The organism is Micromonospora zingiberis (assembly GCF_004331455.1).
GTDB lineage: Bacteria > Actinomycetota > Actinomycetes > Mycobacteriales > Micromonosporaceae > Micromonospora > Micromonospora zingiberis.
The window spans coordinates 1-24,584 of sequence record NZ_SJJR01000034.1 but is presented as its reverse complement, the minus strand read 5'-3'; the positions used below and the strand labels follow the sequence as shown (position 1 = coordinate 24,584).

The 24,584-nt window shown below is 67.0% G+C and carries 22 protein-coding genes and 2 pseudogenes; 10 read left to right on the top strand and 14 right to left on the bottom strand.

All coding sequences use genetic code 11. The features are described from left to right. The first annotated feature begins 780 nt into the window (after window positions 1-780). The 3 genes from E0H26_RS28075 to E0H26_RS30220 are packed head-to-tail and all read left to right on the top strand — an operon-like array spanning window position 781 to window position 3,290. Window positions 781-1,083 carry a WXG100 family type VII secretion target gene (locus E0H26_RS28075; protein ID WP_131309348.1) on the top strand — a complete coding sequence of 101 codons (303 nt, stop codon included), beginning with the start codon at window positions 781-783 and terminating at the stop codon, window positions 1,081-1,083. A gap of 6 nt (window positions 1,084-1,089) precedes the next feature. Next, a complete protein-coding gene (locus E0H26_RS28070; RefSeq protein WP_131309346.1) occupies window positions 1,090-2,754 on the top strand; it encodes an alpha/beta hydrolase in 1,665 nt (554 codons plus the stop codon). A 38-nt stretch (window positions 2,755-2,792) separates the two neighbouring features. Continuing rightward, a complete protein-coding gene (locus tag E0H26_RS30220) occupies window positions 2,793-3,290 on the top strand; it encodes a hypothetical protein (protein WP_240742436.1) in 498 nt (165 codons plus the stop codon). Window positions 3,291-3,388: 98 nt separating this feature from the next. Here the strand turns inward: E0H26_RS30220 and E0H26_RS28060 are convergent, their stop codons facing one another. From E0H26_RS28060 to E0H26_RS28035, 6 genes are all read right to left on the bottom strand, one after another. Further along, window positions 3,389-4,255, bottom strand: coding sequence for a hypothetical protein (locus tag E0H26_RS28060; protein WP_240742435.1), 867 nt, complete (start codon window positions 4,253-4,255; stop codon window positions 3,389-3,391). Between the two features lie 89 nt (window positions 4,256-4,344). Continuing rightward, window positions 4,345-4,911, bottom strand: a complete 567-nt coding sequence (locus tag E0H26_RS28055; RefSeq protein ID WP_131309344.1) for a GNAT family N-acetyltransferase — start codon at window positions 4,909-4,911, stop codon at window positions 4,345-4,347. A gap of 47 nt (window positions 4,912-4,958) precedes the next feature. After that, window positions 4,959-5,615, bottom strand: a complete 657-nt coding sequence (locus tag E0H26_RS28050) for a GNAT family N-acetyltransferase (protein ID WP_131309342.1) — start codon at window positions 5,613-5,615, stop codon at window positions 4,959-4,961. 13 nt (window positions 5,616-5,628) lie between these two features. Further along, the gene (locus tag E0H26_RS28045; protein ID WP_131309340.1) at window positions 5,629-7,122 is read right to left on the bottom strand and encodes an APC family permease; all 1,494 of its coding nucleotides are present in this window, start codon (window positions 7,120-7,122) and stop codon (window positions 5,629-5,631) included. Window positions 7,123-7,167: 45 nt separating this feature from the next. After that, window positions 7,168-7,917 (bottom strand): GOLPH3/VPS74 family protein, encoded by a 750-nt coding sequence (locus tag E0H26_RS28040; protein WP_131309339.1) that lies wholly within the window; start codon window positions 7,915-7,917, stop codon window positions 7,168-7,170. Next, a complete protein-coding gene (locus E0H26_RS28035) occupies window positions 7,914-8,147 on the bottom strand; it encodes a hypothetical protein (protein ID WP_131309337.1) in 234 nt (77 codons plus the stop codon). Before E0H26_RS28035 ends, E0H26_RS28040 begins: the two co-directional genes overlap by 4 nt. Before the next feature lie 875 nt (window positions 8,148-9,022). Between E0H26_RS28035 and E0H26_RS28025 the strand changes: the two genes are divergently transcribed. Together E0H26_RS28025 and E0H26_RS28020 are read left to right on the top strand one after the other, a co-directional pair. Further along, the gene (locus E0H26_RS28025) at window positions 9,023-10,390 is read left to right on the top strand and encodes a helix-turn-helix domain-containing protein (RefSeq protein ID WP_165522013.1); all 1,368 of its coding nucleotides are present in this window, start codon (window positions 9,023-9,025) and stop codon (window positions 10,388-10,390) included. Window positions 10,391-10,405: 15 nt separating this feature from the next. Then, a complete protein-coding gene (locus tag E0H26_RS28020) occupies window positions 10,406-11,344 on the top strand; it encodes an aminoglycoside phosphotransferase family protein (RefSeq protein WP_131309331.1) in 939 nt (312 codons plus the stop codon). A 205-nt stretch (window positions 11,345-11,549) separates the two neighbouring features. On the opposite strand, the gene E0H26_RS28015 is transcribed toward E0H26_RS28020, so the two are convergent. Together E0H26_RS28015 and E0H26_RS28010 are read right to left on the bottom strand one after the other, a co-directional pair. Beyond that, a complete protein-coding gene (locus tag E0H26_RS28015) occupies window positions 11,550-12,014 on the bottom strand; it encodes a PIN domain-containing protein (RefSeq protein ID WP_165522012.1) in 465 nt (154 codons plus the stop codon). A gap of 25 nt (window positions 12,015-12,039) precedes the next feature. Next, complete coding sequence (locus tag E0H26_RS28010) at window positions 12,040-12,408, bottom strand: hypothetical protein (protein ID WP_165522011.1); 369 nt, start codon at window positions 12,406-12,408, stop codon at window positions 12,040-12,042. Between the two features lie 28 nt (window positions 12,409-12,436). Between E0H26_RS28010 and E0H26_RS30680 the strand changes: the two are divergent. The 5 genes and pseudogenes from E0H26_RS30680 to E0H26_RS27985 form a co-directional block, all read left to right on the top strand. Further along, window positions 12,437-12,597, top strand: a pseudogene (locus E0H26_RS30680) (ISAs1 family transposase); the annotation flags it as partial. An 846-nt stretch (window positions 12,598-13,443) separates the two neighbouring features. Then, the gene (locus tag E0H26_RS28000; protein ID WP_131309326.1) at window positions 13,444-15,156 is read left to right on the top strand and encodes a Shedu anti-phage system protein SduA domain-containing protein; all 1,713 of its coding nucleotides are present in this window, start codon (window positions 13,444-13,446) and stop codon (window positions 15,154-15,156) included. Between the two features lie 254 nt (window positions 15,157-15,410). Further along, window positions 15,411-16,112 carry a DUF6218 family protein gene (locus E0H26_RS27995; protein ID WP_131309324.1) on the top strand — a complete coding sequence of 234 codons (702 nt, stop codon included), beginning with the start codon at window positions 15,411-15,413 and terminating at the stop codon, window positions 16,110-16,112. Between the two features lie 11 nt (window positions 16,113-16,123). Further along, complete coding sequence (locus E0H26_RS27990; RefSeq protein ID WP_131309322.1) at window positions 16,124-17,392, top strand: exonuclease domain-containing protein; 1,269 nt, start codon at window positions 16,124-16,126, stop codon at window positions 17,390-17,392. A gap of 818 nt (window positions 17,393-18,210) precedes the next feature. Continuing rightward, the gene (locus E0H26_RS27985; protein WP_240742434.1) at window positions 18,211-19,296 is read left to right on the top strand and encodes a tyrosine-type recombinase/integrase; all 1,086 of its coding nucleotides are present in this window, start codon (window positions 18,211-18,213) and stop codon (window positions 19,294-19,296) included. A gap of 91 nt (window positions 19,297-19,387) precedes the next feature. Here E0H26_RS27985 and E0H26_RS27980 read toward each other — a convergent pair whose 3' ends face one another. From E0H26_RS27980 to E0H26_RS27960, 6 genes and pseudogenes are all read right to left on the bottom strand, one after another. Next, window positions 19,388-19,825, bottom strand: a complete 438-nt coding sequence (locus E0H26_RS27980; protein ID WP_131309320.1) for a helix-turn-helix domain-containing protein — start codon at window positions 19,823-19,825, stop codon at window positions 19,388-19,390. Window position 19,826: 1 nt separating this feature from the next. Then, a complete protein-coding gene (locus E0H26_RS27975) occupies window positions 19,827-22,226 on the bottom strand; it encodes a hypothetical protein (protein WP_131309318.1) in 2,400 nt (799 codons plus the stop codon). Window positions 22,227-22,467: 241 nt separating this feature from the next. Beyond that, window positions 22,468-22,707, bottom strand: a complete 240-nt coding sequence (locus E0H26_RS30215; RefSeq protein WP_240742433.1) for a transposase — start codon at window positions 22,705-22,707, stop codon at window positions 22,468-22,470. A gap of 18 nt (window positions 22,708-22,725) precedes the next feature. Further along, entirely contained in the window at window positions 22,726-23,349 is a 624-nt protein-coding gene (locus E0H26_RS30210; RefSeq protein WP_240742432.1) for a helix-turn-helix domain-containing protein, read from the bottom strand. A gap of 272 nt (window positions 23,350-23,621) precedes the next feature. Next, window positions 23,622-24,401 carry a transposase family protein gene (locus tag E0H26_RS27965; protein ID WP_131309316.1) on the bottom strand — a complete coding sequence of 260 codons (780 nt, stop codon included), beginning with the start codon at window positions 24,399-24,401 and terminating at the stop codon, window positions 23,622-23,624. A gap of 79 nt (window positions 24,402-24,480) precedes the next feature. After that, a pseudogene (locus E0H26_RS27960) lies at window positions 24,481-24,584 on the bottom strand (IS5/IS1182 family transposase); the annotation flags it as partial.

Here is a 24,584-nt window from a genome sequence, read left to right as displayed (position 1 = left end):
ACGCGCAATACGGACACGTGCTCGATATGAAACTCGTCGACGAGTGGAAGTCTTCGCTGTTCGCGAGCCCCTTCACCGGCCCGCCGTGGCCGGTCTACATTGCGGCGCGTACGCGACCACCGCGTCCACGCCGTCCGAGAACAGACCTTCACCGGCCCGCCGTGGCCGGTCTACATTGCGGCGCCGTTTGGGCACCCCCAAGTTACCCGAAAGTAGCCCGGCCTTCACCGGCCCGCCGTGGCCGGTCTACATTGCGGCTCCCTCGTCCAGGACGACGACGGACCGACCACCATTGGCCTTCACCGGCCCGCCGTGGCCGGTCTACATTGCGGCCGGCTGGCGCCCCTCCCGTCCCGCCCTCTCCGCCCGAGCCCTTCACCGGCCCGCCGTGGCCGGTCTCCATTGCGGCAGTTCGCTAGAGATTGAGGTGATCGTGGAATGATGTCCCTTCACCGGCCCGCCGTGGCCGGTCTCCATTGCGGCGACTTGGTCGACGGGCCGAACCGGATCCGTGCGGTGGTGCCTTCACCGGCCCGCCGTGACCGGTCTCCATTGCGGCAGTAGGCGCTGGCGATGGGCTGACTCCCACGCAGCCGATACGGGCCCGCCGTGGTCGGTCCCCATTGCGGCGACGGGTACACCAAGCGAAAGGCCGCGACGAACACGGCCGGCGAGGTGGCGTCGTCGGGTTGATGATCGATCCGGCGCAGCCATCTGCTGGTGCTCTTTGCGAGTGTGTGACTACTGTAGGTTCACCTTGTGGCGGGGGGAGGCCAGCAGGTGACGGAAGTGCGTGTTGAGCCGGAGGTGCTGACGAGGGCAGCCGGCGTGTGCGGGGATCTGCGCGAAGGGCTGCGGCAGAGCGCTGCGGATGTCGATGGTGAGACGCTGGCTGCGGTGTCGGGTTTACCGGGGTGGCGAAGTCGTTCTGCCTTGGAGCAGTTGGCGGTGTCGTGGCAGGACGATCTAGCAAAGCTCGTGGGTTACCTGTCGACGCTGGGCGATGCGTTCGACGAGTGTGCGGTGGATTACCGCTACAGCGATAACGCGAACGCCGCTCTGTTCGATATTCGCGGTCGGTGATCTCTGGTGGTCAGCTACGCGGATGTGCGGGACGCGCGTGTCGCTCCGCTGCGGTACGCCGCCCAGGCGTGGACGGAGTTGGCGCGGGCCTGCGCGGATCTGGAACAGCGGTGTGGTGCTGATCTGACTGGGCCGTTGCGCGCCTCGGGGTGGGCGGGGCCGGCGGCGAACGCGGCGTTGGATCGGCTTGATGTGCTCGATGACGAGTTTGAGGTGGCGAGCCTGCAGACCCGCACTGCGGCGAGTGTGTTGCGGTCGGCTGCGGAGGACTTCGAGGATGTGCAGCGACGGTTGGCCGCCGCGGTGCACGCTGCCCGCAGTGTGGGTCTGACTGTCGATGACAACGGACGGGTGTCCCCGCATCCGATCCCGTCGGCAGTGAGGAACGATCCGGACGCCGCGTTGCTGTATGAGCGGGATCGGCAGAACGCGGCCATCTACACCGATCTGATCGCGCGGATCGTCGCCGACGCCACCGAGGCCGACAACCGGGTCGCTCGGGCGTTGGCCGAGTTGAAGGCGGGCGTGCCGGGACAGCGGCCGTGGGAGTACAACAAGGCCCAGGACGGAGCGCGGGCCGCCGCTGCGGCCCTCGGGCTGAGCGAGGGTGACATCCCCGCGCAGGGCAGCAGCCCTACCGACGTACGGGCGTGGTGGAGCCAGCTGTCCGACGACGAACGGCAGGTCTACCTGACCGCGTACCCGCAGCGGATCGGCGCGCTCGATGGACTGCCGGCCGTCGACCGTGACGCGGCGAACCAGTTGGTGCTGCGGACCTACATCGGTGACAACGTCAACCTGTATCGCGACGAGCGCAACCCGCAGCACGCCACCGCGCTGATGCTGCTGGACAAGCTCGAAGCTGCGGAGAACGCGCCGCCGCACAAGCGTCTGTACCTGCTGTCGGTCGACCCGAGGGGTGATGGGAAAGCGGCCGTGGCTATTGGCAACCCGGACACTGCTGATCACACTGCTGTGCTCGTTCCGGGCGTCGGTACGGAACTGGCCGGTATTCGTGGTCTGATCGGTCGGGCGAACGACCTGCAGGACGCCGCGATCGACCTGGCGCCCACCGGCAGTGAGGTCGCGGTCGTGGCGTGGCTCGGCTACGACACCCCGTCGGTCGACACGGACATCGTCACCGCACCGTTCGGTGGGAAGTCCGAAGCGGGCGCCCGCGCTCTCGACGGTTTCGTCGACGGTCTGCGTGCTGCCCACGACGGCGGGACGTCGCATCTGACCGTCGTGGCCCACAGCTACGGCTCCACCGTCCTCGGGGAAGCTGCCAGCAGCGGCGACGGTCTGGCCGTCGACGACATGATCGCTGTCGGCAGTCCAGGGATGCGGGTTGACCACGCTCAGGAGCTTGGCGTCGATCCTCGACATGTGTGGGCCGCCGCCGCGGCGGACGACACCTTCGTGGCCCGGCCTGAGGAGAACGCCCGCTGGCTGACCGGCATACCCGTGGTCGGTAGTTGGGCCGCCGCTGGTGCGGTGGGTATTCACGGGCCCGGCCCGCATCTGCCGGAGTTCGGTGGGAACGCCCTGCAGGTGGATACTTCCGGGCACAGCGGATACTGGACCAGGGGCAGTCAGACCCTGCTATCTCAGGGAGCGATCATCGCCGGCAACTACGAGGCCGCCGTACTCGATCATGGTCAGCGGCCATGACTTGTACCCGGCGCTGGTCGTGGCGGACGACCGCGGTCGTGGCCGTCGTCGCGCTGCTCGGCACCGCGTGCACGCCCGGTGGCGACAGTGTGTCCCCCGGAAAGGAGGATCCGTTGGAAATCAAGGCCGCCGCTGAGGTGAATAGCCTGGCCGAAGAGCATGCTGAGGCGGTGTCCGCTGCCGCCGGGGTGCCGTTGGAGAACTGGAGGACCAACACCGCACCCTGCGTGGGCCGAGGCGGCGAGATTGCCGACGATGGACGCTGGACTCTGACCGGCTTCGCTCGACTGCCCGTCGCGCCCACCGAGCAGATCGCCACGTTGCATCGAGTTCGGGACAGCTGGCGAGAGCAGGGCCACGAGATCACCGAAGACCGTGCCTTCACTGAGGGCGACGGTGGCGTGGTCTCCATGCGTGAGGCCGCCACCTCCGTCACGATCAGCCTGGCCACCAACGCCAGCCGAGACCGCATCGCCTTGATCATCGCCACCGATTGCTACCAACCCGCCGACGGCGAAGACCCCGCGAACCCGTAACCAACACCGCCTCGCGCAGGGCTACCAGTCGAGGGGGCGCGACGCCGTTCCCGCGTGTATAAGGTCCGGCCCGCCACCTGATCGGCCAGCAGCGGTTATCACCACGACGCTCCCGCTTCGGCGGTGTGACCGCGATCGAGGATGAGGACGTACGAGAACAGGCCAGGCCTGGAACCGGCGATCAGCTCCTGCGCGGCCAGCAGTTCGCCGGTGGTCGGGTCGATGAACAAGGTGGTGGTCGACCCGTCGGCGGTCACCCGGAAGCCGAGTCCGGCTCGCCCGGCGATGTCGACGCTCGCCCCGAGGTAGGCGATCCCGGGAACAGTGGCGAGGACGCGTAGGGCCGCCGCCCGTTGCTGCTGGCCGAGGTACTGGTTGGTGGTCAGGCTGACGACGCCACCAGCGAGCAGTCTCGGGTACGCGGGCTCGCCGGCCAGCTCGGGTGGAGCCAGCCGTGCGGCCAGTGTGGTCGGGTCCGTCGGGATCGTTCCGGACAGGTACGGATGCAGGCCTCCTGCCGGGTGCTGAGTCGATGTTGGCGGGGCCTGGTGGAACAGGTTCCGTTCGTCGGAGGTGGGCTGATGCTTCAGGGTTGGCAGGTCGGGTGCGCGGCGGATGGTCTCCTGGCCTGAGCCGTCATCGTGCCGCCAGCGCTGCAGGTCGGTGCGGATGATCGTGGTGCTGGCGCGGGCCCAGGTTTGGGTGTGCAGGTAGGTGTAGGGCAGGTCCGCGGTGCGGTCGCCGGGGGTTGGGGTGAGGGTGGCGGCGATGGTGGTGAGGCTTTCCTGTGGGGTGAGCCCCGGTGTGGGGGAGGCGATGCCGGGCGTGGCTACGGACCGTGGTCCGGCAAGTGTTGGCAGGGACGTCGACGGCGCGGGGTTGGCGGGTACGGCTTGGCAGCCGGCGAGGAAAACGCTGCCGAGGGCGAGAGCCAGGCAGCGGGCTGGGGTGGTCAGCTTGGCCATTGGGTACGAGTTCCTTCCTTGTGGTGGTTGTGGCCCCGAAGGCTGCCGCATGGTTGAGGCAGCCACCGGGGTCCGGAGGCCGGTGGTGCTCAACCGGCCATCGTGGGCGGGACCGGTCGGCCGGCGCGGTGCAGTGGCCACAGCTGCGGGCCGGTGAGTAGATGCAGCGGGACGCCCGCGCGGTAGCCCTGCCCGACCAGGTGGTCCCGGGCCGTCGTGGCGGTGACCAGGGTGTCGACCGGGTAGCCGATCTGGTCGACGCGCTGGTGGTGGTGGGCAAGTAGCGCCCGGCCGAAGCCGTGGCCGCGAGCACCGGGGGCGACGTACAGCCAGGCGAGCCAATGATGTGGTGCATCGGACCGGTACCTGCGGACCAGGGTGTGCAGTCGCTGAAACCGCGGCACCGCCATGCCGGTGAACGCGCCCAGGTGATGATCTGCCAGCAGGGCCGCTTCCGGTGCCGGATGGTGGTGCCACACGGCGACGGCCGTCATGTCGAGCGTGACGTCGACAGTTCCGAACTCGACGGCGTGGTCCACTTCGATCGGCAGCACTCGGTGGAAGATGTCCTGCCGTTCGGCAGGGTCCGGTACTAGCCATGCGGCGACCGGGTCCGTTGCGGCAGCATCGACGAGCAGCGCGACGATGGCGGCCACGTCGTGGGTCTGTGCGGGTCGGAGGGGTGGCGTCGCCGTTGGGGTGGTCACAGCGACCGCCGGCGTGGTCTGGTGGGCGGGAACGGGGAGCGTCTGGTGGCGATCGGCCTGCCGCGCCACATGCGCCAGATCGTGGGTCCGTCGGTTGGTAGCGCCATGGTGGGGCCGGCGGTGTAGCCGAGTCGTAGGTAGAGCTGCCGGTTACGCATGTTGGTGGCCTCCAGGTACGCCGGCAGGTGAAGTCGGTCGAGGTGGCGGTGGTGGTGGTTGAGTAGCGCTGCACCGATGCCGCGGCTCTGTTGTTGTGGGTCGACGGCAACGTAGGCGAGGTGGTGATGTGGTTCGTCGGGGTGGAAGGCGTCGAACATTTCTTCGAGGAGCACGAACTTCGGCGCGTGGACCCCGGCGATCGCTTCGAGTGTTTCCAGGCGTTTGTGTAGGTCGGTGGGTCCGGGTTCAAGGTGGGGGTGCCAGATCGCGACCGCGGATTGGTCGCTGGTGGTGTAGACCTCGCCGTGTTTTAGGCCGTGGTGGAGCGCGTCGCGGAAGTAGCGGTAGTAGACGGCGCATCGTTGCTCGACGTCAGGGATGAGCCAGTCCGCGACGGGTCCGTCGTGGAAGGCTGCGGCGAGGACGGCGATCAGCCTGCCGGCATCCGCCTCGGTTGCGGGGCGAACGATGAGGTCGTTGTTGGTGACAGCCACAGGAGCCTCCTGGTCAGGCGGGTTGGCGGATGAGATCGGGGGCGCGCAGTGGTCCGGTGTCGCTGTCGGCGCCGAGGCCGATGGCGGCGTACACGTGCGGGTTGGTGGTGCGCAGGATCAGTGCCCAGGCGATGCCGAGCAGTGCGGCAGCGGCGTAGGCGGCGGGGAAAGCCCAGCGCAGCGGCGAGTCCGGGGCCACGCCGAGGAGGGTGGTGAACTCGCGCAGGGTGACGGTGAGGATCCCGCCGAGGGCGACCGCGGCGATTCCTGGCGCGATCACCGACCGCCATGGTCCTTCGGTGTGGGTGGTGCGGGTGAAGAAGCCGATGACAGCGGCGGAGGTGAGGGTCATCAGGATGAGCACGCCGAGGCCGCCGGTGACGGTGATCCAGAAGAACAGGTGCACGATCGGATCCGCCCCCGCCAGGGCGTAGCCGACCAGGACAGTGAGAGCGAGTCCGCTCTGGACGAGGGAGCCGACCTTGGGTGCGCCGGTGCGGTGGCTGGTCCGGCCGAACACGGCCGGGAGTACCCGTTCGCGGCCGAGGGCGAATAGGTACCGGGCGACGGTGTGGTGGAAGGACAGCAGGGCGGCGAACAGGCTGGTGATGAACAGGCCCCGGGCGACGGTGATGACACTCTGGCTCAGGTAGGGCGACACGAGGTTGAAGATCAGGTCGGTGCCGTCGGTGCGGGCCGCCGCCACGATGCGGTCCGGGCCGGTGGCTACCGACATCGCCCATGCGGACAGCCCGTACAGCAGGCCGGTCACGGCCACGGCGATGTAGGTGGCGCGGGCGATCGTTCGGCGCGGGTCCTTGGTCTCCTCGGAGAACACGACGGTGCCTTCGAAGCCCACGAAGCCCGTGATGGCGGTGACCAGGGCGGCGCCGATGCCGGCGGCGAGCACGTGCGTCGGGGCGAGGGTGGCGAAGCTGACGGTGCCGTCGGCGGGGTGGGTGAGCATGATGGCGTCGAAGGTCAACGCGACGACGCATTCGGCGACGAGGACGACGGCGAGGACCCGGCCGTTGAGGTCGATCCGCGCCACGCCGAGCACCGCGACGATGGCCCACACGGCGAGGGCGCACATCCACCAGGTGAGCTGCCAGCCGTACCGGGCGTTGAGGAACTGCGCGGTGACCGCACCGGCCCCGCCATACAGGCCGATCTGCATCGCGTTGTAGGCGAGCAGCGCGATCATGGCGGCGCCGACCCCGGCCGGGCGGCCGAGTCCCCGGGTGACGTAGGTGTAGAAGGCGCCCGCGTTGACGATCCGGCGGGACATGGCCACATAGCCGACCGCGAACAACGCCAACACCGCCGCTACGAGCAGATAGGAAACCGGGATGCCGGTGACGCCGGTGACCGCGTACCCGGTGGTCGCGCCACCGGCGACGACGGTCAGCGGTGCGGCGGCGGCGATGACGAAGAACACCACCGACGGGATACCGAGCCGCCCCCTGGCGAGGACGGCGGACACGGTGTCGGGTTTCGAGTGCAACATCGGTTCTCTCTCAGCAAAGAGGGGATGGATAGGGAGTGGCCGCAGTCAGGAGGTGCGGTGGCTCAGCACGGCGCCGCCGACGACGGCACCGAGGTCAGCGAGGAGTTCGCGTAGCGGGGGAGGGGCCTGGTCGCCCTGGTGGCGCAGGAACGCGCGAACGGCAAGGGGTGTGCCGTCGAGCAGGATCGGATCGAGCTGCGTGTGCAACGCCAGACCCGCAAGGACTTGGTCGAAGGCGTTGAGCGGCTGGTAGTTGCGCAGCTGGAAGGACAGCCGGGCCCAGGACCAGGCGGCCGTGTTCACGTCGGTGGGGACGTAGACGGTGCGCTGGCGCCACAGCCGACCGACCTGCTCCGGCCGCAGCAGCCCGAGCTGCCACATCCGGGTGATCACCTGCTCGCAGGCCGTGGTGGCGAGGAACGAAAGCCAGGTCCGGGTCGCGGTGTGACGCGGCTCGGCCACCAGCCGGTCGAGGACGAGATGTTGCAGCCAGTCCTTCGGCGGGACCGTGTTGATCACCCGCACATGGCGGCCCTCGAAGGTGACCCGACCCTCCCGGTACAGCTCGGCCAACAGTGCGGCGGCCAAGCCGAGTGCCGTCGCGGACTCGAACAGACGCGGACGGCCGGTCTGGTCGTCGTGGGCCAGGTAGAAGAACTCGTCGGCAAGACGCGTGGTGGTGTGGGCGGCCGCGCTGCCAACGGCCCGTACCGGCCGGGCCGGCTCTACTGGTGCCGGGTGTTCGTACAGGTGGGGTGCGTGATCGTTGGATGCGCCGGAGGGTGGGGTGTTCACCGTGGCTGACCTTCCTCGGTCGATTCGTCAGAAGGGGTGGGGAACCCAAGCTGCCGAAGAAGCTTCCGGCCGCCGGGGTGGCGAGCGAGTTCCTCGATCGCCCAGGCGTGTTGCCCGCATCCACCGGTCTGGCAGTGGAAGCAGGTGCCGCCGTCGCGATGCTGGAGCACCGTGTTGCGCGCCGATTCGAAGCGATCGACGGGGCGGTCGCCGTCGTCGGTGCTGGTCATGGCCCGGGGGAATGGCGGTGTAATGCGGCCACGCTGACCCGAACCTCCATGCATGGCGGATGCCGGTCGACGTGCGGGTAGTCGCACTCAGGCCGGTGACCGAGCACCCAGACCCACTCGTCGCTGCGGTTGGGGAGATCGCGAACGCCAGCGACGACGACAGTTGCCGCAGTGCCGGGGGTGAGGTCACGGCCGTAGGACCAATCGTTCGGATCGAGCCGCAGCAGCGTGCCGGCCGCGACCTCGGGGAGGGGCTGAGGACTCCGGGTCACGGCCGCGTCCTTCCCCGCCCCGAGCACTGCCTCGGGGGGCTGCTCAGCGTCGGCCGTTCTGGGCTCGCCCGACGGGTTTGGCAATGCCTGGCCAGGTCGGTTGCCATGGCGGTGTCGTCGCTGCGGCCGTTGCGCGTTGGTTCGCCACGGTGGCGGTACAGCGCCGCCCCTTCATTGCCGAGGCCGAAAGGCTTGAACGACTCCTCGCCGCTGGGGACGAACCACTTGACGCGCACGCCTTCACCTTCCTGATTGAGTTGAGATGCGCGGCCGGGCCCTCCCCGGCACCGACCGCGCACCTGACCGATGGGACGCAGTCGCCGTCGCCGAATGGGTCGGCGGGCACTGCACCCGGCTTGCTCGTGGCCTCCGACCAGTCCCTGGCCTATCGGGGGGTCGGGGCCAATGTGGAAGCGGTTTGACCATGGCAACCGGTGCCGGTGAGATGGAACCCGCGCGGCAGGTCAGGCCGCCCGGATTAGCTTGGGCTGCGGCAGACGACTAGCGCGACTAGTCGCCTTGACTGGTGCGTTGGCGAGTGGGGTGGCTGGGCGATGACTGCCGGTTATGCTGCTCTCACTTCCCTCCGTCGATGGGGCTGTCGTGAACGTGGACCGCTTTTCGCAGATGACGCATCCTGATCAGTCGTGGTGGGATGAGCCGGCGATGCGAAGTGCCCTGGCGCGTCGGGACGTAGGTCAAATCTTCATGCTGTTGAACCGGCGTCACGGCATGACACAACGCCGAATCGCCGAGCTTGCTGGATTCGCTGCGTCCGAGGTCTACGAAATCACCCGTGGTCGGCAGGTCATGGCGTACGACGTCCTTGTGCGAATCGCAGAGGGGTTGGGCATACCGCGCGCCTTGATGGGCCTCGGATACGGGACAGAACCGACTCAAGAACATCATCCCGAGCCGCTGCCCCTAGGTGAACCGGAGCACCGGAAGCATTTCATTGCCGCCCTGGCAGGCTTTGCCGTTGGCGGCTCACCAGACATCGAGGCGTGGCTCCCTCGGCCCGGAGAGCAATCCGTCTCAGTGCCGGAGGTCGTGAACTCGGAGGCCATTGCCACCGTGCGGGAGGTTACTCAACGACATCGAGAGTTGGACGCCGCGTACGGCGGCGGTTCGTGTCGCGACTCGGCGCGGGGCTACCTGGCGTGGGCGAGCTGTCTGACCCGAAGCCGCTGCCAGACTCCCGACCTGTCCGCTGGGCTATATGCCGAATTGGCGGACCTGCACAACCTTGTCGGGTGGATGTCCCATGACCTGGGTGAACACATGGAGGCGCGCCGCCATCTTGCCCAGGGGCTCGTCTACGCCCAAAAGGCGGGTGATTCAACGCTGATGGCGGACGCCTATTACCGTCTCGGTCGAGTAAGCATCCACCAGGGCAACCCCGCAGAGGCGCTGCACCTATTCCAGCTCGGCCAGATCGTTGCCACGAACTCAAACTGCCTGACTTCGGTAGCGATCCTGCACGCGAACATCGCCTGGGCCCACGCCAGAATGGGAAACGCGCCTGCTATGCGCGACTCACTGGCGCGCGCTCGTGACGAAATCGGCAGAGCCGACACCACGCAAGCACCCCAATGGACAAGGTTCTTCTGCGAGCCAGCCGACCTGGAAGGAATGTCAGGAGTCGTCCACTCGGCCCTGGCTCGCTATTCGCAGTACCGCAAGCAACACGCCGCCCTCGCGCTGACTCACGCCGGCCGGGCGTTGGAACGGCGAACCGAGACGTCACGCAGTGGCGCGTTCGACCATGTGACCATGGCACTGGGATACGCGCTCCTCGGAGAACAAGACAAGGTCGCACCCCACACACAAGCAGTCCTGGATGCCGCGCGGCATGTGCGATCCCGCCGACTGCTCGACCGGCTCAGCGACGTCGCGGACGTCATCGAACCGCGCCAAGACAAGCAGTTGGCGGAGGTGGTGACGGCCATCCGGGCACGCGTAGCCGCGTGACCTAACCTGGCGGGTATGTCGACCACCCTGACCGCTGAGGCTGCCGACGAGATCCAGCGGGGACTCGACGCCGTCCGTCAGCAGGCTGGACTCGTCTCAGGCGAGGCGCACCTCATGCGATACACGATCAACGCGGTCTATCGGATCGGCGACAGGGTGCTGCGGCTCTCGCATGGCGAGGTGGCACTTGAGCGGGCACAGCGGGTCGTCCGTGCAATGGCACTACTCACGGAGCACGAGGTGCCAACGGTCGAGCTGGACACCAGCGTTGAGCAGCCCGTGGTGGTGGACGAGTGGGTGGCCACGATTTGGCACTACATACCTCATCCGACGCGCCGCCCCGATCCCGTCGAGCTGGCCGAACCGCTGGCGAGGCTGCACGCCATCGCCGAGACACCACCGTTCCTGCCGCGCTGGTCGCCGGTGGCCACGGCACGACGCCGGCTGGCCGGGCTCGCCAGTCTTCCCGCCGACGAGCTCCTGTTCACGCAACAGTGGGCGTCCCAAGAAGTCGAGCTACCTCTCGACGACCTCGTGGCACGACTTGACGCGCGCTGCGAGGACCTGGAGCCCCGCGTTGCGGCTGCCACCTGGGAACTGCCGATCGGCGTCGTTCACGGTGACGCCCACGTGGGCAACCTTCTCGCAGGCCGGTTGTGTGACTTCGATTCACTGTCGATCGGGCCACGCGAGTGGGACCTTGTGCCATTGGTGCATAGCGCCATTCGCTTCGGTGACCCCATTGAGCCGTACGAGAGGTTCGTCGAGGTCTACGGCTTCGACCTCGCGACGTCATCGTCCTGGCCGCTCCTACGGGAGGTGCGCGAACTCCAACTCGTGACCAGCGTGATGGACAAGCTGCCCGGCAGACCGGAAGTGGCCCAGACGCTCGGCCATCGGCTACGTACGTACCTGGCGGGCGATACGTCGGCAATCTGGCATCGCTACCGATAGGAAGCTATGTGTTGCCGTCTGCCGAGGATCAGAATTGCACGCGGGGAACGGCTGGTTGATGTGGCTGCCGGGCACCACAGGTCGACGGCAGCAGTTGGGGCGTGTTGACCCGCACGCCGAGACCTAGTTGCCTGGGGCCTGGCCTGGTCCTCCTGTATTTCCTACCGTGGCTTTGGCTTCGTGGGATCGTCAGCGAGGCGCTGAGTCAGCTGATCACGGTCAGGCCGGCAGCCTGGGCCCGCATGTTCTGACCCGTATCGTAAGTGACCAGGGTGACGGGCCGTCCGGCCACGAGTTGGGCAGCGAGGGCCCGATCGATGATCTCGTCGTTGGGGATAGGCAGACGAACGTGCCCCGGAGGGTCAAGCAGGACCCGCAGAGTGACCTCGCCCAGGCCGTCGCCGCCAGTCATGAGCGTGCCGACCCCGTCGCTTCGGAGAACGCCCTCGCCAGCGGGCCAGGTGACGCGCCTATCGATCACAGCGGTGGCGTGCCCGGCCCTCCACCTCGCCTCGTCCCGTCCGGCGCGCTTTTGGCCATCAAGCTCATCAATGACCATCATCGGCAGCAGGATTCGGATGGGGTCCGCCCGAGTCCCGAGAATCGAGGCGATGTTCAGTTCTTCGAACTTCAGGTCGTGATGAATGAAGACGGTGGTGTCGAGCACCACGAGCTGACCGGCCCGGTCGTACCGTTCAGCCTCGGTACGCAGCTCGGTTCGCGCGGTCTCGAAGGGTGTCGGCTCGCTCGGTCATCTCAGTGCTGATCAGACCGTTCAGGAGCCGCTCCTCTCCCAATCCGGGAGGCGGGAACGTGGCGGTGGTCGCCAAGACCACCTCGAAGCTGCGCGCCGAGAGGAGCCGCTCGAAGTCGAAGGGCCGGACCTGGTTCCGGAGCTGCCGGCGTGCTTCGTAGAACCAATCGATGTAGGCGCTGGCCCGGCTCACGGCGGATCCGCTCTGACCGCCCCGGATGTTGGTGAGCTGGTTGAGCAGGTTGGTGAGAATGCCCTGGAGCGTCTCGCGGCTGCTACCGGGTAGTGGAGTCACGATCACATCGAGCATCCTTCCTGGCGCTGTAGGTGCAGCGGCCTTCCGTGAAGACCTCCACCAGGCCCGGACAGGCAACGGAGCCGCCGTCCTCGCAACGCTACGTGACACCGCGATCGGCTGGCACCACCCGCCGGCGCAACCAACATCACCCGAGCCGCCCGCCACGCCAACCGCCGATCATATGACCTGATCAATGCCCAACACGCCCGCGCGCCCGTGGCGCGCGATGCTGCCCCATCGACCAACTGCTGCGCTACCGCAATGGTCGGCCGCTCAACAGCCGCCGCTACGACCACCTGTGGGACCGCAGCGGCGAGGCTGCTGCCTGGGTGGCCGCCCAGCGCATCTCCACCAGCTGGAGAGCAGTCCTCGGGCCCCTTGGGGCTCAGTAGAGGAATCAGGCGGGCAGCATGGCCTGTGCCGGCGCCAGCCAGTCGGCCCGTACGTGTTGCTGGGTCTGTTCGGTAACGCCCCAGTGGCCGCCGCAGGGAATCGCGTCTGCGGGGAGGCGTACGACGCTAGGGGGTTGTCGAACCGGGTTATTCGCGGCCGGTAGGGGCCACCGGGGAACCACTCGTGCACCGAGAAGACAGCCGAGACCCGCTGGTGCTTGCCGGCGGTGCGGTCACGGCCGGTGCCGAAGAACCCGTCACCCTTACGGATCATGGCCCCGCTCGAGATCTGGATTGCTGACGTGCCGGTCAAGGCCTCGTGAACCTCCCGGATGTCGCACATGCTGTCGGGGTGTCGCACTCCGCGGCGCATCGGGTCATCGACAACTGGATAGCACGCGGATGACCCCGATCTGGTGCACGCGCGAGAGCAGTCGTTGGGGACGCTGTTCCACGAATTGGATGGGGCTCAGCTGCAGGGGTGATTGCGTAGTCGATTGAGGTGCGTCTGACCTGGCCGCGCGTAGTGAGGTGGCCTGTGTAAAGGGGCTCTTCGAAGTTAGGCGGGGTTGAGGTGTCCGCGGTGGCGTCGGGTGGTGGCGGGCAAACCGCGTTGACTATCATCTGTCGGTTACAGATCGGCTACCCATGAGAGATGCGGGCGATGGCGCAATGGTTGCTCACCACCGGCGACACCCGGCTGCACCGTACCCAGCAGGCCGGTCTCGAAGGTAATACCTGGGTGACATCGGACTGTCTCGGGGATGCTCATGTCTTTGCGCCGCTGGCCGAAGGCGACGGAGTGGCTCTGCGGCGTGCGGGGCGCGGCGGTGGGATCGTGGCGTACGGCCAGGTCGAGGCGGTCGTGTCCGCGCACAGCGATCCGCCCGAATCGCGCTTCGAGCGGTGCTCACCACATCAGGTCACCGTAATGTTCGACGAACTCTTCCTCGACCGGCCCATCGAGCGTGAATGGTTGCGCGCGGCAACCGCGCCGGCCTCATACGCGTTCGCCAGCACCCGCCGTGGCTCGCGGCGGCCGGTGGAGATTTCGGATGCGGCGTGGCGTGCCATCGTCCGGATCGCGCCGGAGGACCGGGAGATCTGGTGGCCGGCGCGGTGGGACATCGCGGTGGGTACGGTGGTCAGCCGCACCGATCTGTATCTAGTCTTCGGCGGGCAGAAGGCCGCGACGGTGTCAGACAGCGAGAGCACGCCGAACACCTTCATTTTCACGACCTTGTCGCCGGCTGATGCCGCGTCTAGCTGGAGTGACGACGGGGCGTTCCTCGTCACCGGTGCGGCGGAGACGGACATGGGCATCTCGTACGCCAACGATGCCGTGGCGAAGCACGTTCGCCGTGGACGTCCGTTGCGCGTCTTCCGCAACTCCCGCGGCAGATGTACGTATCTCGGAGAATTCGTCGTGGACCAGGCCAAGCCCGTCGAGCGCTGGGTCATGACAGGGCGGGAGCGAGTTGTTGCCGACCCGTTCAGCAGACGAGGTCCAGGACGGCGCAAAGAGCTGACGGCACCGATTTTTCGACTGTTCCCGCGGGGCCCGATCGCGTCGCTACAGCCGGGCCCGACACGTCGCCAGCAACGGCTACGCGTCTCGGTCAAGCTGGGCCGCCACACAGCGGGGAGCGCTTCGGATGGCGCGCCAGGGCCGGAGCAGCCGGTCGGCGAGCCGCAGTCAGCCAGTATGGCGTCGGTGACGGCCGCAGTCGAGAGGCTGCTGGCCGTGTTACGCACCGACCCGGCCGCCGCAGACGCGTTCGCCGAGACGGATGCCGCAGCGTTGCTGGCGGACCTGCTGGAGCGGCGAATGCGGTGGGCAGCAATCGCCGAGTTGCGCGAGCTCATCGATGACCCGAGGAGTCGCGAGAATGCGCTCCAGCGGGTGCTGGAGCGCAACACCTGGATGTTCGGCGGCTTCTACATCGGCAAGTCGGCACGCCGCAAACTCACTCTGCGCGAACAGCTAGATATCCCGCTGATCCGCGCTGACGGGTCGTTACACGGTGTCGAACTCAAGACCGCCCGGATAAAGGACCTGGTCGTGAGACATTACGATCGCCTAATCGTCGGTCCATCGGTGAATGAGGCCGTCGGGCAGGTAATCAACTACCTGGACCACTTGGACCAGCAACAGGCGATTATCCAGTCTGATCTGGAGGTCGACTGCCGCCGAGCGGCGATGACGGTGGTGATCGGTCATCCCCGATATGTAGCCTGCGGTGCGTCGGCGGCTGAGGTGGCCGAGACGATCCGCAGCTACAACACGCACCTGACGCGGGTGCAGGTGATGACCTACAAAGATTTGCTCGACAGCGCAGAACGGGCGCTGCAGCTGGCCCAGGCCTGACGGCGGCCTCCGGCTCTGACCTTCGGGTGGCCACAGGTCTCGAGGGACGTGTTAGGGATCAGCAGTGCCGGTTAACCGCTCCGGGTTCTGTGGAGACCTCTACAAGATCCGAGACGGTTCATCTCGCTGGTGCGGATCACCCGGATGGATGTCGAGAGTGCACCTCGGACTGAGAAGTGGTGGCCCTTCACCTGATCTGGCGCACCGTCGGGAGTGGTTACATCGACCTCCCTTCTCGATGGTGAAGGAGAGCTGTGGTATCGGATCTTAATCAACCCGACGATGAACTTGCTGTCACAAGTGACTATGTGCCCGGGGCGCGTGGCCACGCGGTCCTCGCGGTGGGTGCCGATAGCGACGGTCGCGAAGCGTTGGCTGTCTGGCGGTTGAGCGCCGCGGGGCGTGCTGGCGGCGCCTGGGTACTGCGTTTTGACGAGGTCGAGCGCGATGCCGAGCAACTGGTCGCGGTTGTGCGGTTGCTGCTGGACAGGTGCTTGATCGATTGGGATGCCGAAGCCGCGACCAGCATCCTGGGCAGGATCGGCCATCTGCTGCCGGCTCCGATGGTTGCCGCTCTGGAGGGCAACGTTCTTGCTATTCCCGATCTGCTTGACGAGATCGGCGAGCAGCGGGCCCGGTACGACGAGGCCGTCGAGCGGCATCGTGCGTTGTCGAAGTCGAAGATCGCCTCGCTTGCCTGGCCGACTGAGGTGCCGGCTCGGAAGGAACTCGCGGAACGCACGTCTGTGCAGCCGGCGGCTGCTTCACCGGTCGCGGCGGCTGCCTTGGCGCTGACGTCGGCTGTCGCAGCCACCGCGCAGTTGTGGGAGGACACCGAGCAGACGCGTTACCGGCGTAGCTACCTGCGCTCGTTGGGTGAGCCGCTGCCGCTGCCACCTCGTTGGCTAGCGCGATTGCGGGAAGCCGTGGCCAGCAGCGCAGCGACGTCGGCGTAGGGGAGGGAGATATGTACGCGGTCATCGACCTGGAGACCACTGGCACGCGGACCAGTTGGCACGACCGGATTGTCGAGGTTGCCGTGGTGCACCTTGACGAGTACGGCCGGGTCACCGGGGAATGGTGCAGTCTCGTCAACCCGGAGCGGGATCTCGGTCCGCAGCTCATTCACGGCATCACCGCAGCCGAGGCCCGGCGGGCTCCCAGGTTCGAGCAGGTCGCCGGACATGTCGCTGGGCTGGTGCGCGGTCGTGTTCTCGCCGCGCACAACCTCCACTTCGACGCGTCGTTCCTGCGGGCTGAGTACAGGCGGGCGGGAATTCAGGCACCTATTGACCCAGCCGCTGGGTTGTGCACGATGCGGTTGGCGTCGCATTTCCTGCCGTCGGCCGGAAGAAGTCTGTACGACTGCTGCCGGGCGGCTGGATTGCCGCCGCACCGAGCACACTCCGCGCTGCATGATGCCCGAGCGGCCGCCCAACTGCTCGTGCGGTACCTCGCCTCAGCCGGCACCCCACCTCCATGGGAGTCCGCGATAACGACGGCGGCCAAGCTTCCGTGGCCGCCCATTCGGGCCGGATCGGTCGTGCCCGTCCAACGCCGGACACCTGGCTATCGCGAGCAGCACTTCCTCGCCCGACTCGTCGATCGACTGCCACGGTTGCACGAGCCGAAGGGTGATGCCTACCTGGATCTGCTTGACCAGGCGCTCCTCGATCGGCATGTCTCGACCACTGAGGCAGACGCACTTGTCGCCACGGCGGAAGACCTCGGGTTGGCTCGGGTCGATGTTGAGGATTTACACCGTTCCTACCTCGCCGGCCTAGCCGAGGTCGCAGCCGAGGACGGTGTAGTGACGGCCGCCGAGCGGCATGACCTGATTCAAGTTGCCGATCTGCTGGGCCTGTCACGCTCCGAGGTAGACAATGCCCTGCAGATCGCCATGGCCGACAGTAGCCGGCAGCGACGGCACCGCCGCGACCAGTGGAACCTTAAACCAGACGATCTGGTGGTCTTCACCGGTGAGATGCGGCCTCAGCGGTCGGAATGGGAGGCGGAGGCGACAGCAGCCGGCCTGCGCGTAGGCGACCGTGTCACGAAGAAGACCCGACTCCTTGTTGCTGCCGACCCAGACAGCATGTCCGGGAAGGCTGAAAAGGCCCGCCAGTACGGCATTCCGATCGTGCACCCCACCGCGTACAAGCAGATGCTCGCCGGCCTCGAGGCTTCCGATGCCGGCACACTGCCGGACGATAAAAGCGTGGCTGGGACGCGCTGAATCGATCGGACGGGACGCGGCGGCCGGAAGTGGCGACGGCCTACGGCGTTGTTGTGATCGAGGGAGTGGCGCTGGCGATTGCGCCAGCGCCACTCCAAAACGAACTGCCGTGATGTCTCACGCCCGTCTCACGGATGGTCCGGGAAGGCTCGATAGAGCCCGACCTGTCCCGGACTGCCACATGGCCGTTGACCTGCATGTCCGGCAGGAGCCGGTACCGGCCGGCAGGCCCCGGCAGTCCTGCTGGTTCTCCCTGGGGGTCAAGGGGTCGTCGGTTCGAATCCGGCCGTCCCGACTTAGGAAGGGCCAGCTCAGCTGGCCTTTTTTATTTGCGCCTATGGATGTGTTGATCGGCTTTCGACACTTGATTCTGCCCGTACGAGCGTACGGTCCGAGATCGATCGCCGTCCCGTCTGCGCTCGGACGACGAGTGCGCGTGGCGCGGCTGCATCCGATGTCGCGCGGAGTTCGGTAGAGATCCGCGAAGGCGGTGAAGGCCGCTTGAGCAGGCGTGACGGCCTTGTTCTCTGCCCTGCGGTCCGGAGGCTTCCTGCGTCTTGGCACTGCGGCCCGGAAGGGCTTACCTCAGGTCTCGACGTTCGTCCCTTGTGGATGACCCTGACACACCTTCGACACGAATGTCCGTACGGTGACGTCGGTGCTTCCCGCCGCCCGTCACGATCGACCCCGAACCGGATGGGCGGCTGCGCGTGTTCTGCGGCGGGCAGCTGGTCCGTCGTGTCAGCGGGTGGCGGGGTTCCCATGGCTGGGTGGGCCTCCAGTGCTGGAGGTGATTGCCAGGCGGTGAGGAGGTCGTCGTGGTCGATAGCGGTGTGATCGTTCGGGATCCGGCAACCGGGTCGTACGGGTTCCGGCTGGAGATGGGACGTGACCGTAACGGCGCGCGGATGCAGGCCCGTCGGACGGGGTTCGTGACGGAGAAGACGGCGTTGGCCGAGTACCGTCGGCTCAGCCGCCAACGCGACGCGCGGACGGTCCGGCCGAGGCTCACCGACACCGTCGAAACCCTCTGCCAGGACTGGCTTCGTACCCGTGAGCAGGAACTACAGCCGAACACTCTCTACAACTACACGTGGCTGCTCAGCCTGATCTACCCCTACCTGGGCACGGTACGAGGCTCGCGGCTCAGCGCCCGGATGACCGAGCGCGCCTACCGCCAACTGGAAGCGGCCGGCTACTCCCGCACCACCCTGCGCACCCTCGACCTCGTGCTGACCAAGGCATACGGCGAACAGACCGGCTTGACCCTCGGCGCGCACCGGCCACGCGAAAGCGACACCCTGCGGCCTGTCTGGACCCTCACCGAAGCGCGCCGCTTCCTCGACCACGTCCACCATGACCGGCTCTACCCGCTGTGGCGGCTGCTGCTGGTCACCGGCCTACGACGCGGCGAACTGTGCGGCCTGCAGTGGCGCGACCTGGAACCGGACCTGGCCACCCTCACCGTCCGCCGGCAACGCGTCGTCGAAGACCCGGCCAGTCGAGTCCGCGACAAGCCACCCAAGTCCCACAACAGCACCCGAACCCTCATCCTCGACCCAGTCACTCTCAAGACCGTCACCGCCACGATGCCGGCGGCCGGTTCGCGGTACATGTTCACCGGCCGTACCGGCCAGCCCCTGCGGCCCGACAACGTCACCAGCTGCTTCAACCACCTCGCCACCCGCGCCGGAGTCCGCCCCATCGGACCCCACCAGATCCGGCACCTGCTCGCCTCCACCTACCTCGACGCCGGATACGGCATCCACGAAGTCGCCGAACGACTCGGCCACGACCCAGGCACCCTCATGCGCTACTACACCCGCATCAACGCCACCCGCCGCCAACAAGCCACCGAACACATCGCCCAACTGCTCACCGAACCGCCGCAGATCCCGGAGTAGGTTCACGCGGCTCGTACGACAAGGGACTGCACCACGTGGGTGGCCGTGTCCGCCCTTCGTCGGCGCAAGCACGGCCACCTGTCACCGTGGCTCATACTCCTGCGGTCGCGCCCTGCGGCGCTTTGGCTCGCACGGTAGCCGGTGCCTGGTAAAGGTCCTCCTCAAGCGCGTCGACAGCGACGGTCCATGAGGCCACGTCCTCCAGAGGAGGCGCCGGATCCGGATTTCGGCCATGCAGGATCTCGCAGATGGCGACGTATGCCTCGAGCGCACCGGCGATCACCCGCATCCGCCGTGTCTGGCCCTCCGGTGACAAGCCGGGCTCGCCGATGCTGAGATACAACCGTCGCTCAATCATGGAGATGTCAGGCGTCGCGGCTATCACCGTGCTGGGCAGACTGGCTGCCATGCGCTCGATTCGGACGCGAAGCACCAGTGCCGCGAGTGCGGCCTTCTCAGCCTGGCTGCCGGGCCAGCCCTGGTAGGCGGCTTGCAGGTCGGCTATTTGGACGTCCGGATACGTCGCCATCTCAACTACCGATCTCCTGGACGGCTTTGATGATCTTCCGGGTCTGGCGTATCCAGAGCCGCGGATCTCCGTCGGGGGCGCGGCCGTGGGCTGCTCCGTTGAGTGCGTGGACCGTTGGGGTGAAGCCGTTGACGTCGATGGCTCTCATGCCCGCCCGGCGTGCATACCCGTTGAGAAGTGCCAACTGATCGAGAGTCTTCCGCGCCTTCCTGAGATCGGCGACGATTGAGGCCTCCGGCAACCCAATTCGTCGTCCCAGCATCTCGATTTGCGCGACAACCTCGGTGTCGACGGCCTGCCGGCACACGGCGAGGGACATCGCGATGACCGCGTCGGGGGTGCCGATGGGCGCTGCCCGCTCGGCGCCCAGGATTCGCTGGATCTCGTCAAGCCGCTGAATTCCAGGGCTGGCCACATGGCTCACCCGCACCTGCCGTCGACCGTGGCCGTGCCGGTCCATTCGGATGTGTGTTGGCATCGCGCCCAAGCCACGGAGCTCGCGCCAGAGGCGGTCGTCGTGGGTGAACACGATGACCTGGAAGCGCTCAGCGAGGGTCATCAGGTGCCGAGCCAAATACCGCACCCGCCAGGTGTCGAACGCGTGGATCGGGTCGTCGAGGATGAGGAATCCGAACGGGCTCTCTGGCTGGGTAGCGCGGGGCAGATAGGTGGCCAATGAGAGTGCGTTGCGCTGACCGGTGCTCAGGACCGCGGAGTTGTTTTTTCCGGTTGGCAGTGCCACCTCGCCGTCGGCGAGGTCCAGGGCCACACTCCGTCGCATCTTCGTCCCGCCGGTCAACGCGATGCCGGTCAGCTTCAGGTCTGCGTCTGGATTGAGCACGGACCACAACTCCATCACCTCTTTAGCGATAGGGGTGAAGATGTCTGCGCGTGCGGTCCGTATCCACCGGTCGACCCTACGGTCCAGCCGCTCGGCCACGGCGAGCCTGGTCAGTGCGGGCTGCTCCTGGCCGCGAACATCCATCCACGATCCGATATGTGCGCGGACCGTTGCCTGCGCGGCGATTACGTCGTCGCGTCGGGCAAGTAGGTCATAACGCATCTTCCGGTACCAGTTGGCTAGGTCGGCGCTCTCATCGAGTGCTTCAGTCAGCGACGCGACGGACGGCACTTTCGTGGCGAAGTCGGTTGACAGGCGGACGAGCCGGTCCCATTGTCTTATCCGTAGCTCGACGGCCGGATCCGTGAGTTGGGTCAGTGCCTGGCGCAGGGAGTCGGTCAACGGCGCCGGGAAGCATCTGCCCAGATTCCGGAGTGCTGTAGTCGCGGCGGCGGTCGCAGTGCGGAGTTCCCTGGTGGCCGTTCTCAGTCGGTCGGCGTCCTCGGAGGCGCGGCGCACCCACTTGTGCCCAGCCGTCTGGCAGACCGGGCACACATCCCGGTCACGCAGGTCGTTGAGCCGTGCGTCACCGAGGGCGAGCGCCTTCTGGAGCACCGCGAGGAGCGCATTTCCTCCGGCCGCATCCGAATGGAGGGCGTCGTCCACCCGGGTGAGGGTGCCGACGGCCCGGTCACGTAACGCGTCATCTACCGCCCAGACGTCGGGCAGGCCCAAGGGGGCCGGCGCCGATTCCGGCAAAGTCTCGGTCAGCGCCTCGATCCGTGCTCGGACCTCATGGTGCGGGAACGCACCGCAGCCCCGTACGATCCTGGCCAGTTCCTCGTGACCGGCCTTGAGGATGCCGCTTAGCGCGCTCGTGTGGGCGGCCTCCACCGTGCGCCGCGCGGCAGTGCCCTTCTCCCGGTCGGTTTTTAGGAGAGCCTGCAGTTCTTCAAGTGCGGTCAACTCCAGCGCGTCTTTCAGGAACGCGTGCAAATTACTCGGATCCTGAATGACCTGGGACATCTCGGGATACAGCAGCACCGGCATGTAGCGTGCGAATGCTTCGGTCCACTCGCTGGGCGGCGTGCTGAGAGAGCCGTCCGCCTCGCTCCATTGAACGATCTCGTCTGCTCCACAGACAATCTCCATGTCACGGCGCCCATTGCTGACCGTAACGACGATTTCGCGATGCGGATAGTGAATGTTACTTGCTAATACTTGATAGGGGCGCTTGATTCCGCCGCTGAGTGTGTGCCGGGCGCCGTCGGCGATGCTCGTCTTTCCGGTACCGTTGCGCGCCGTAACGATTGTGAGACCTGCCGTAGGCTCCAGGTGCAGGTCGACGGCTTCCTCGGCGACTCCGATATGGCCACGTACGTGCACGGTCCGTACGTACCACGGTCCCTCGGCCGTGGTGATGCTCGTCTCGAAATTCGGGTTCTTGGTCCGAATTAGTTCCAACAGCAGCTCCCGCATATCCGGCTCGAGGTCCGCTGCGGCGGCGGCGATGTCGGCCCACGTGAGTAGGACGCGCTGTGGAGAGTTTTCGGCGACCACGAAGAGCCCCCTTCGGATTACCGGCCGTGGGCAGTCGCCGCATTTGCCTCATGCCGGACAACAAAAACGAGGGCCCCATGATCGGCCCAGCAGCGAGCCGCACAACATATCGCGCATTCCATCCTCCATGCCAGCTAGACGCGCAGTCGAGTTTCCTGACTTGCTGTACTGGTGTTCGAACTTCCAGGCCAAAGGCGCGATGTGAGGCAGAAACACATTCCAGGAGGCGATGCCGAGCGCCTCACCTGCCCCCGACGTACTCTCGTTTCAACCGGTTGCTGCGGCTGCAAGGAGTCCCAGGGCCAGGCGGCCGGTGGCGCGCAGGGGAACCCAGCGCAGCGTCGATCGGGTTGGCCCAGGAGGCGTAGGTCGGGGTGAAGCACAGTTCGACCTTGTTGCGGGCCGCCCACGTGCGGATCTTGCGGCCCTTGTGGGCGGACAGGTTGTCCAGGATGACGTTAGATCGGTGCCCTGTCCGCACGGGCGGCCCGGATCGACTTCAAGGCGGTGAGGGTGTTCGCGGCGCTCTTACGGCGCCGGACGACGCCCCAGACTTGCTGAGTAGCTGCCGGACCCCGTGCAGCTTGTAGTAGTTCGCGGGCAGCCGACGCGGATGGCCCGCGGGCGCCCAGCCGGTGCCAGACTGCGGGCGGATCACGAAGGGCCCGAACTCGTCGGACGCGAACACCCGCTGCGGGAAGTGGGCGCTGACGTACTCGACCCGGGCGAGTTGGGCATCGCGGTGCGGGTCGGTGGACTCCTTCCACGTCTTGGTCCGTTCAAAGGTGATCCGGTGCTGGTGCAGGATCTGGCGCAGCCGTTCCCGACTTACCCGAACCTGGCGGGTGGCATGCACCCGCAGGTGGTCGGTGAGCTTGCGAATGCTCCACCGGGTGAACGGCCGCCCCAGTTTCTCGGGGCGGGTGTTGGCCGTCTCGATGATGAACTGTTCCTCGTCGCTACCGATCTGGCGGGGACGACCACCCGCCCACGGAGGGTCCAGGCTGGCCATCCCCATCTCGTTGAACCGGTGGATGACCTGCCGGATCGTGTTCTCATCGGCTTGGACCAGGCGGGCGATGGCCAGCACCGTGTTCCCGTCAGCGGACGCGAGCACGACCATGGCCCGACGTAGTCGGATCGGTGAGCCGGTGCCCCGGCGGGTGATTCGCAGCAGCTGCTGACCTTCCTGATCACTCAGCCGCCTACAGGATCTGCCACCGGCACAGCCTGACCGGCACGACGCCGCCCGGCCGACAGGCCGGACGGCGGGTCATCCAACACCGTGAACGTTCGTGGTCACGGCACTAAATATACGAATGGGCATTGACTGTTGCCTGCCTTAAGGGACGTCTCGTAACTGGGTGCAGGCGTTGCCCGGCACCGGGCCGGTGGTCAGCCGGCGAGGATGATGTTGTGGAGGTTGGCGATGCCGGAAGCGGCGTCGGCCAATGTGTGTGCGGCGCGGCGGTAGTCGCGCAGGATCTTGAAGCACTTCATCCTGGCCAGGGCGTGTTCGACCCCGGCGCGGACGGTGCGGTGCTGGATGTTGAGGGCTTCCTTCCAGTCCGGCAGTGTGCTGCCGTCGGACGGCTTGCGGTACGGCATGATCACCTCGGGGTTGCCGCGGTAGCCGCCGTCGGCCATCACCGGCCGCCCGTCCAGCTTCTCGGCGATGCCGGAGGTGCGGTAGACGATGGTGTCGTTGCGGTTGCCGGGTTGCGGGTCGCCGACGGCGATGACCAGGCGGGTGGAGGCGTCGATGGCGACCTGCAGGTTCGTGGAGTAGCGGTAGTTCTTGCTCCGGGCGGCCAGGCGGTGATCGCGGGTGGGGACCAGCGTGCCGTCGACGATCGCGATCTGCTCGACCGGCCGTTTGCGCATCGGAGCCAGGGCCAGTAGAGGGGCGAGGGTGTCGATGACCCGGTGCGCCGCGGAGTGCGACACCCCGAACAGCGGACCGATCTGGCGCATCGTCAAGTTCGTGCGCCAGTACGCGGCCACCAGCAACACCCGATCGGCGAGGTCCAGGGCCCACTGCCGGCCCGGCCGGCCGTCGGCGATGCCGTCACCGCCACGCTCGGCGACCAGCCGGACCAGCTTGCGAAACTGGTTGGGCTGCAGCCCGGTGAACGGGAAGATCCACTCCGGGCGGGCTGCGGTGATCACCTGCACCCAGGAATCCTGCCCGACAATCCTCAACAGACAGACACCAGGGTTACGAGACGTCCCTTAGACAGACCGGCAGTAGGTGTTACTTGAGGCGGCGGGTGGTGGGTCGGGTGTCCCAGCGGTAGAGCGTGCGGGCGCGTTGGATGAGTTGACGGATCGTGACGATGGTGGCGGCGAGGTACAGGT

What these genes read in the sequence shown, in the direction of transcription:
- E0H26_RS28010 (WP_165522011.1), bottom strand. Translation starts at nt 12,408, where the DNA reads ATGCTCGATGTGATCGTGACTCCACTACCCGGTAGCAGCCGCGAGACG.
- E0H26_RS28000 (WP_131309326.1), top strand. Translation starts at nt 13,444, where the DNA reads ATGCGGGCGATGGCGCAATGGTTGCTCACCACCGGCGACACCCGGCTG.
- E0H26_RS28035 (WP_131309337.1), bottom strand. Translation starts at nt 8,147, where the DNA reads ATGACCAGCACCGACGACGGCGACCGCCCCGTCGATCGCTTCGAATCG.
- E0H26_RS27980 (WP_131309320.1), bottom strand. Translation starts at nt 19,825, where the DNA reads ATGGCGACGTATCCGGACGTCCAAATAGCCGACCTGCAAGCCGCCTAC.
- E0H26_RS30210 (WP_240742432.1), bottom strand. Translation starts at nt 23,349, where the DNA reads ATGGTCGTGCTCGCGTCCGCTGACGGGAACACGGTGCTGGCCATCGCC.
- E0H26_RS28045 (WP_131309340.1), bottom strand. Translation starts at nt 7,122, where the DNA reads ATGTTGCACTCGAAACCCGACACCGTGTCCGCCGTCCTCGCCAGGGGG.
- E0H26_RS28060 (WP_240742435.1), bottom strand. Translation starts at nt 4,255, where the DNA reads ATGGCCAAGCTGACCACCCCAGCCCGCTGCCTGGCTCTCGCCCTCGGC.
- E0H26_RS28020 (WP_131309331.1), top strand. Translation starts at nt 10,406, where the DNA reads ATGTCGACCACCCTGACCGCTGAGGCTGCCGACGAGATCCAGCGGGGA.
- E0H26_RS27990 (WP_131309322.1), top strand. Translation starts at nt 16,124, where the DNA reads ATGTACGCGGTCATCGACCTGGAGACCACTGGCACGCGGACCAGTTGG.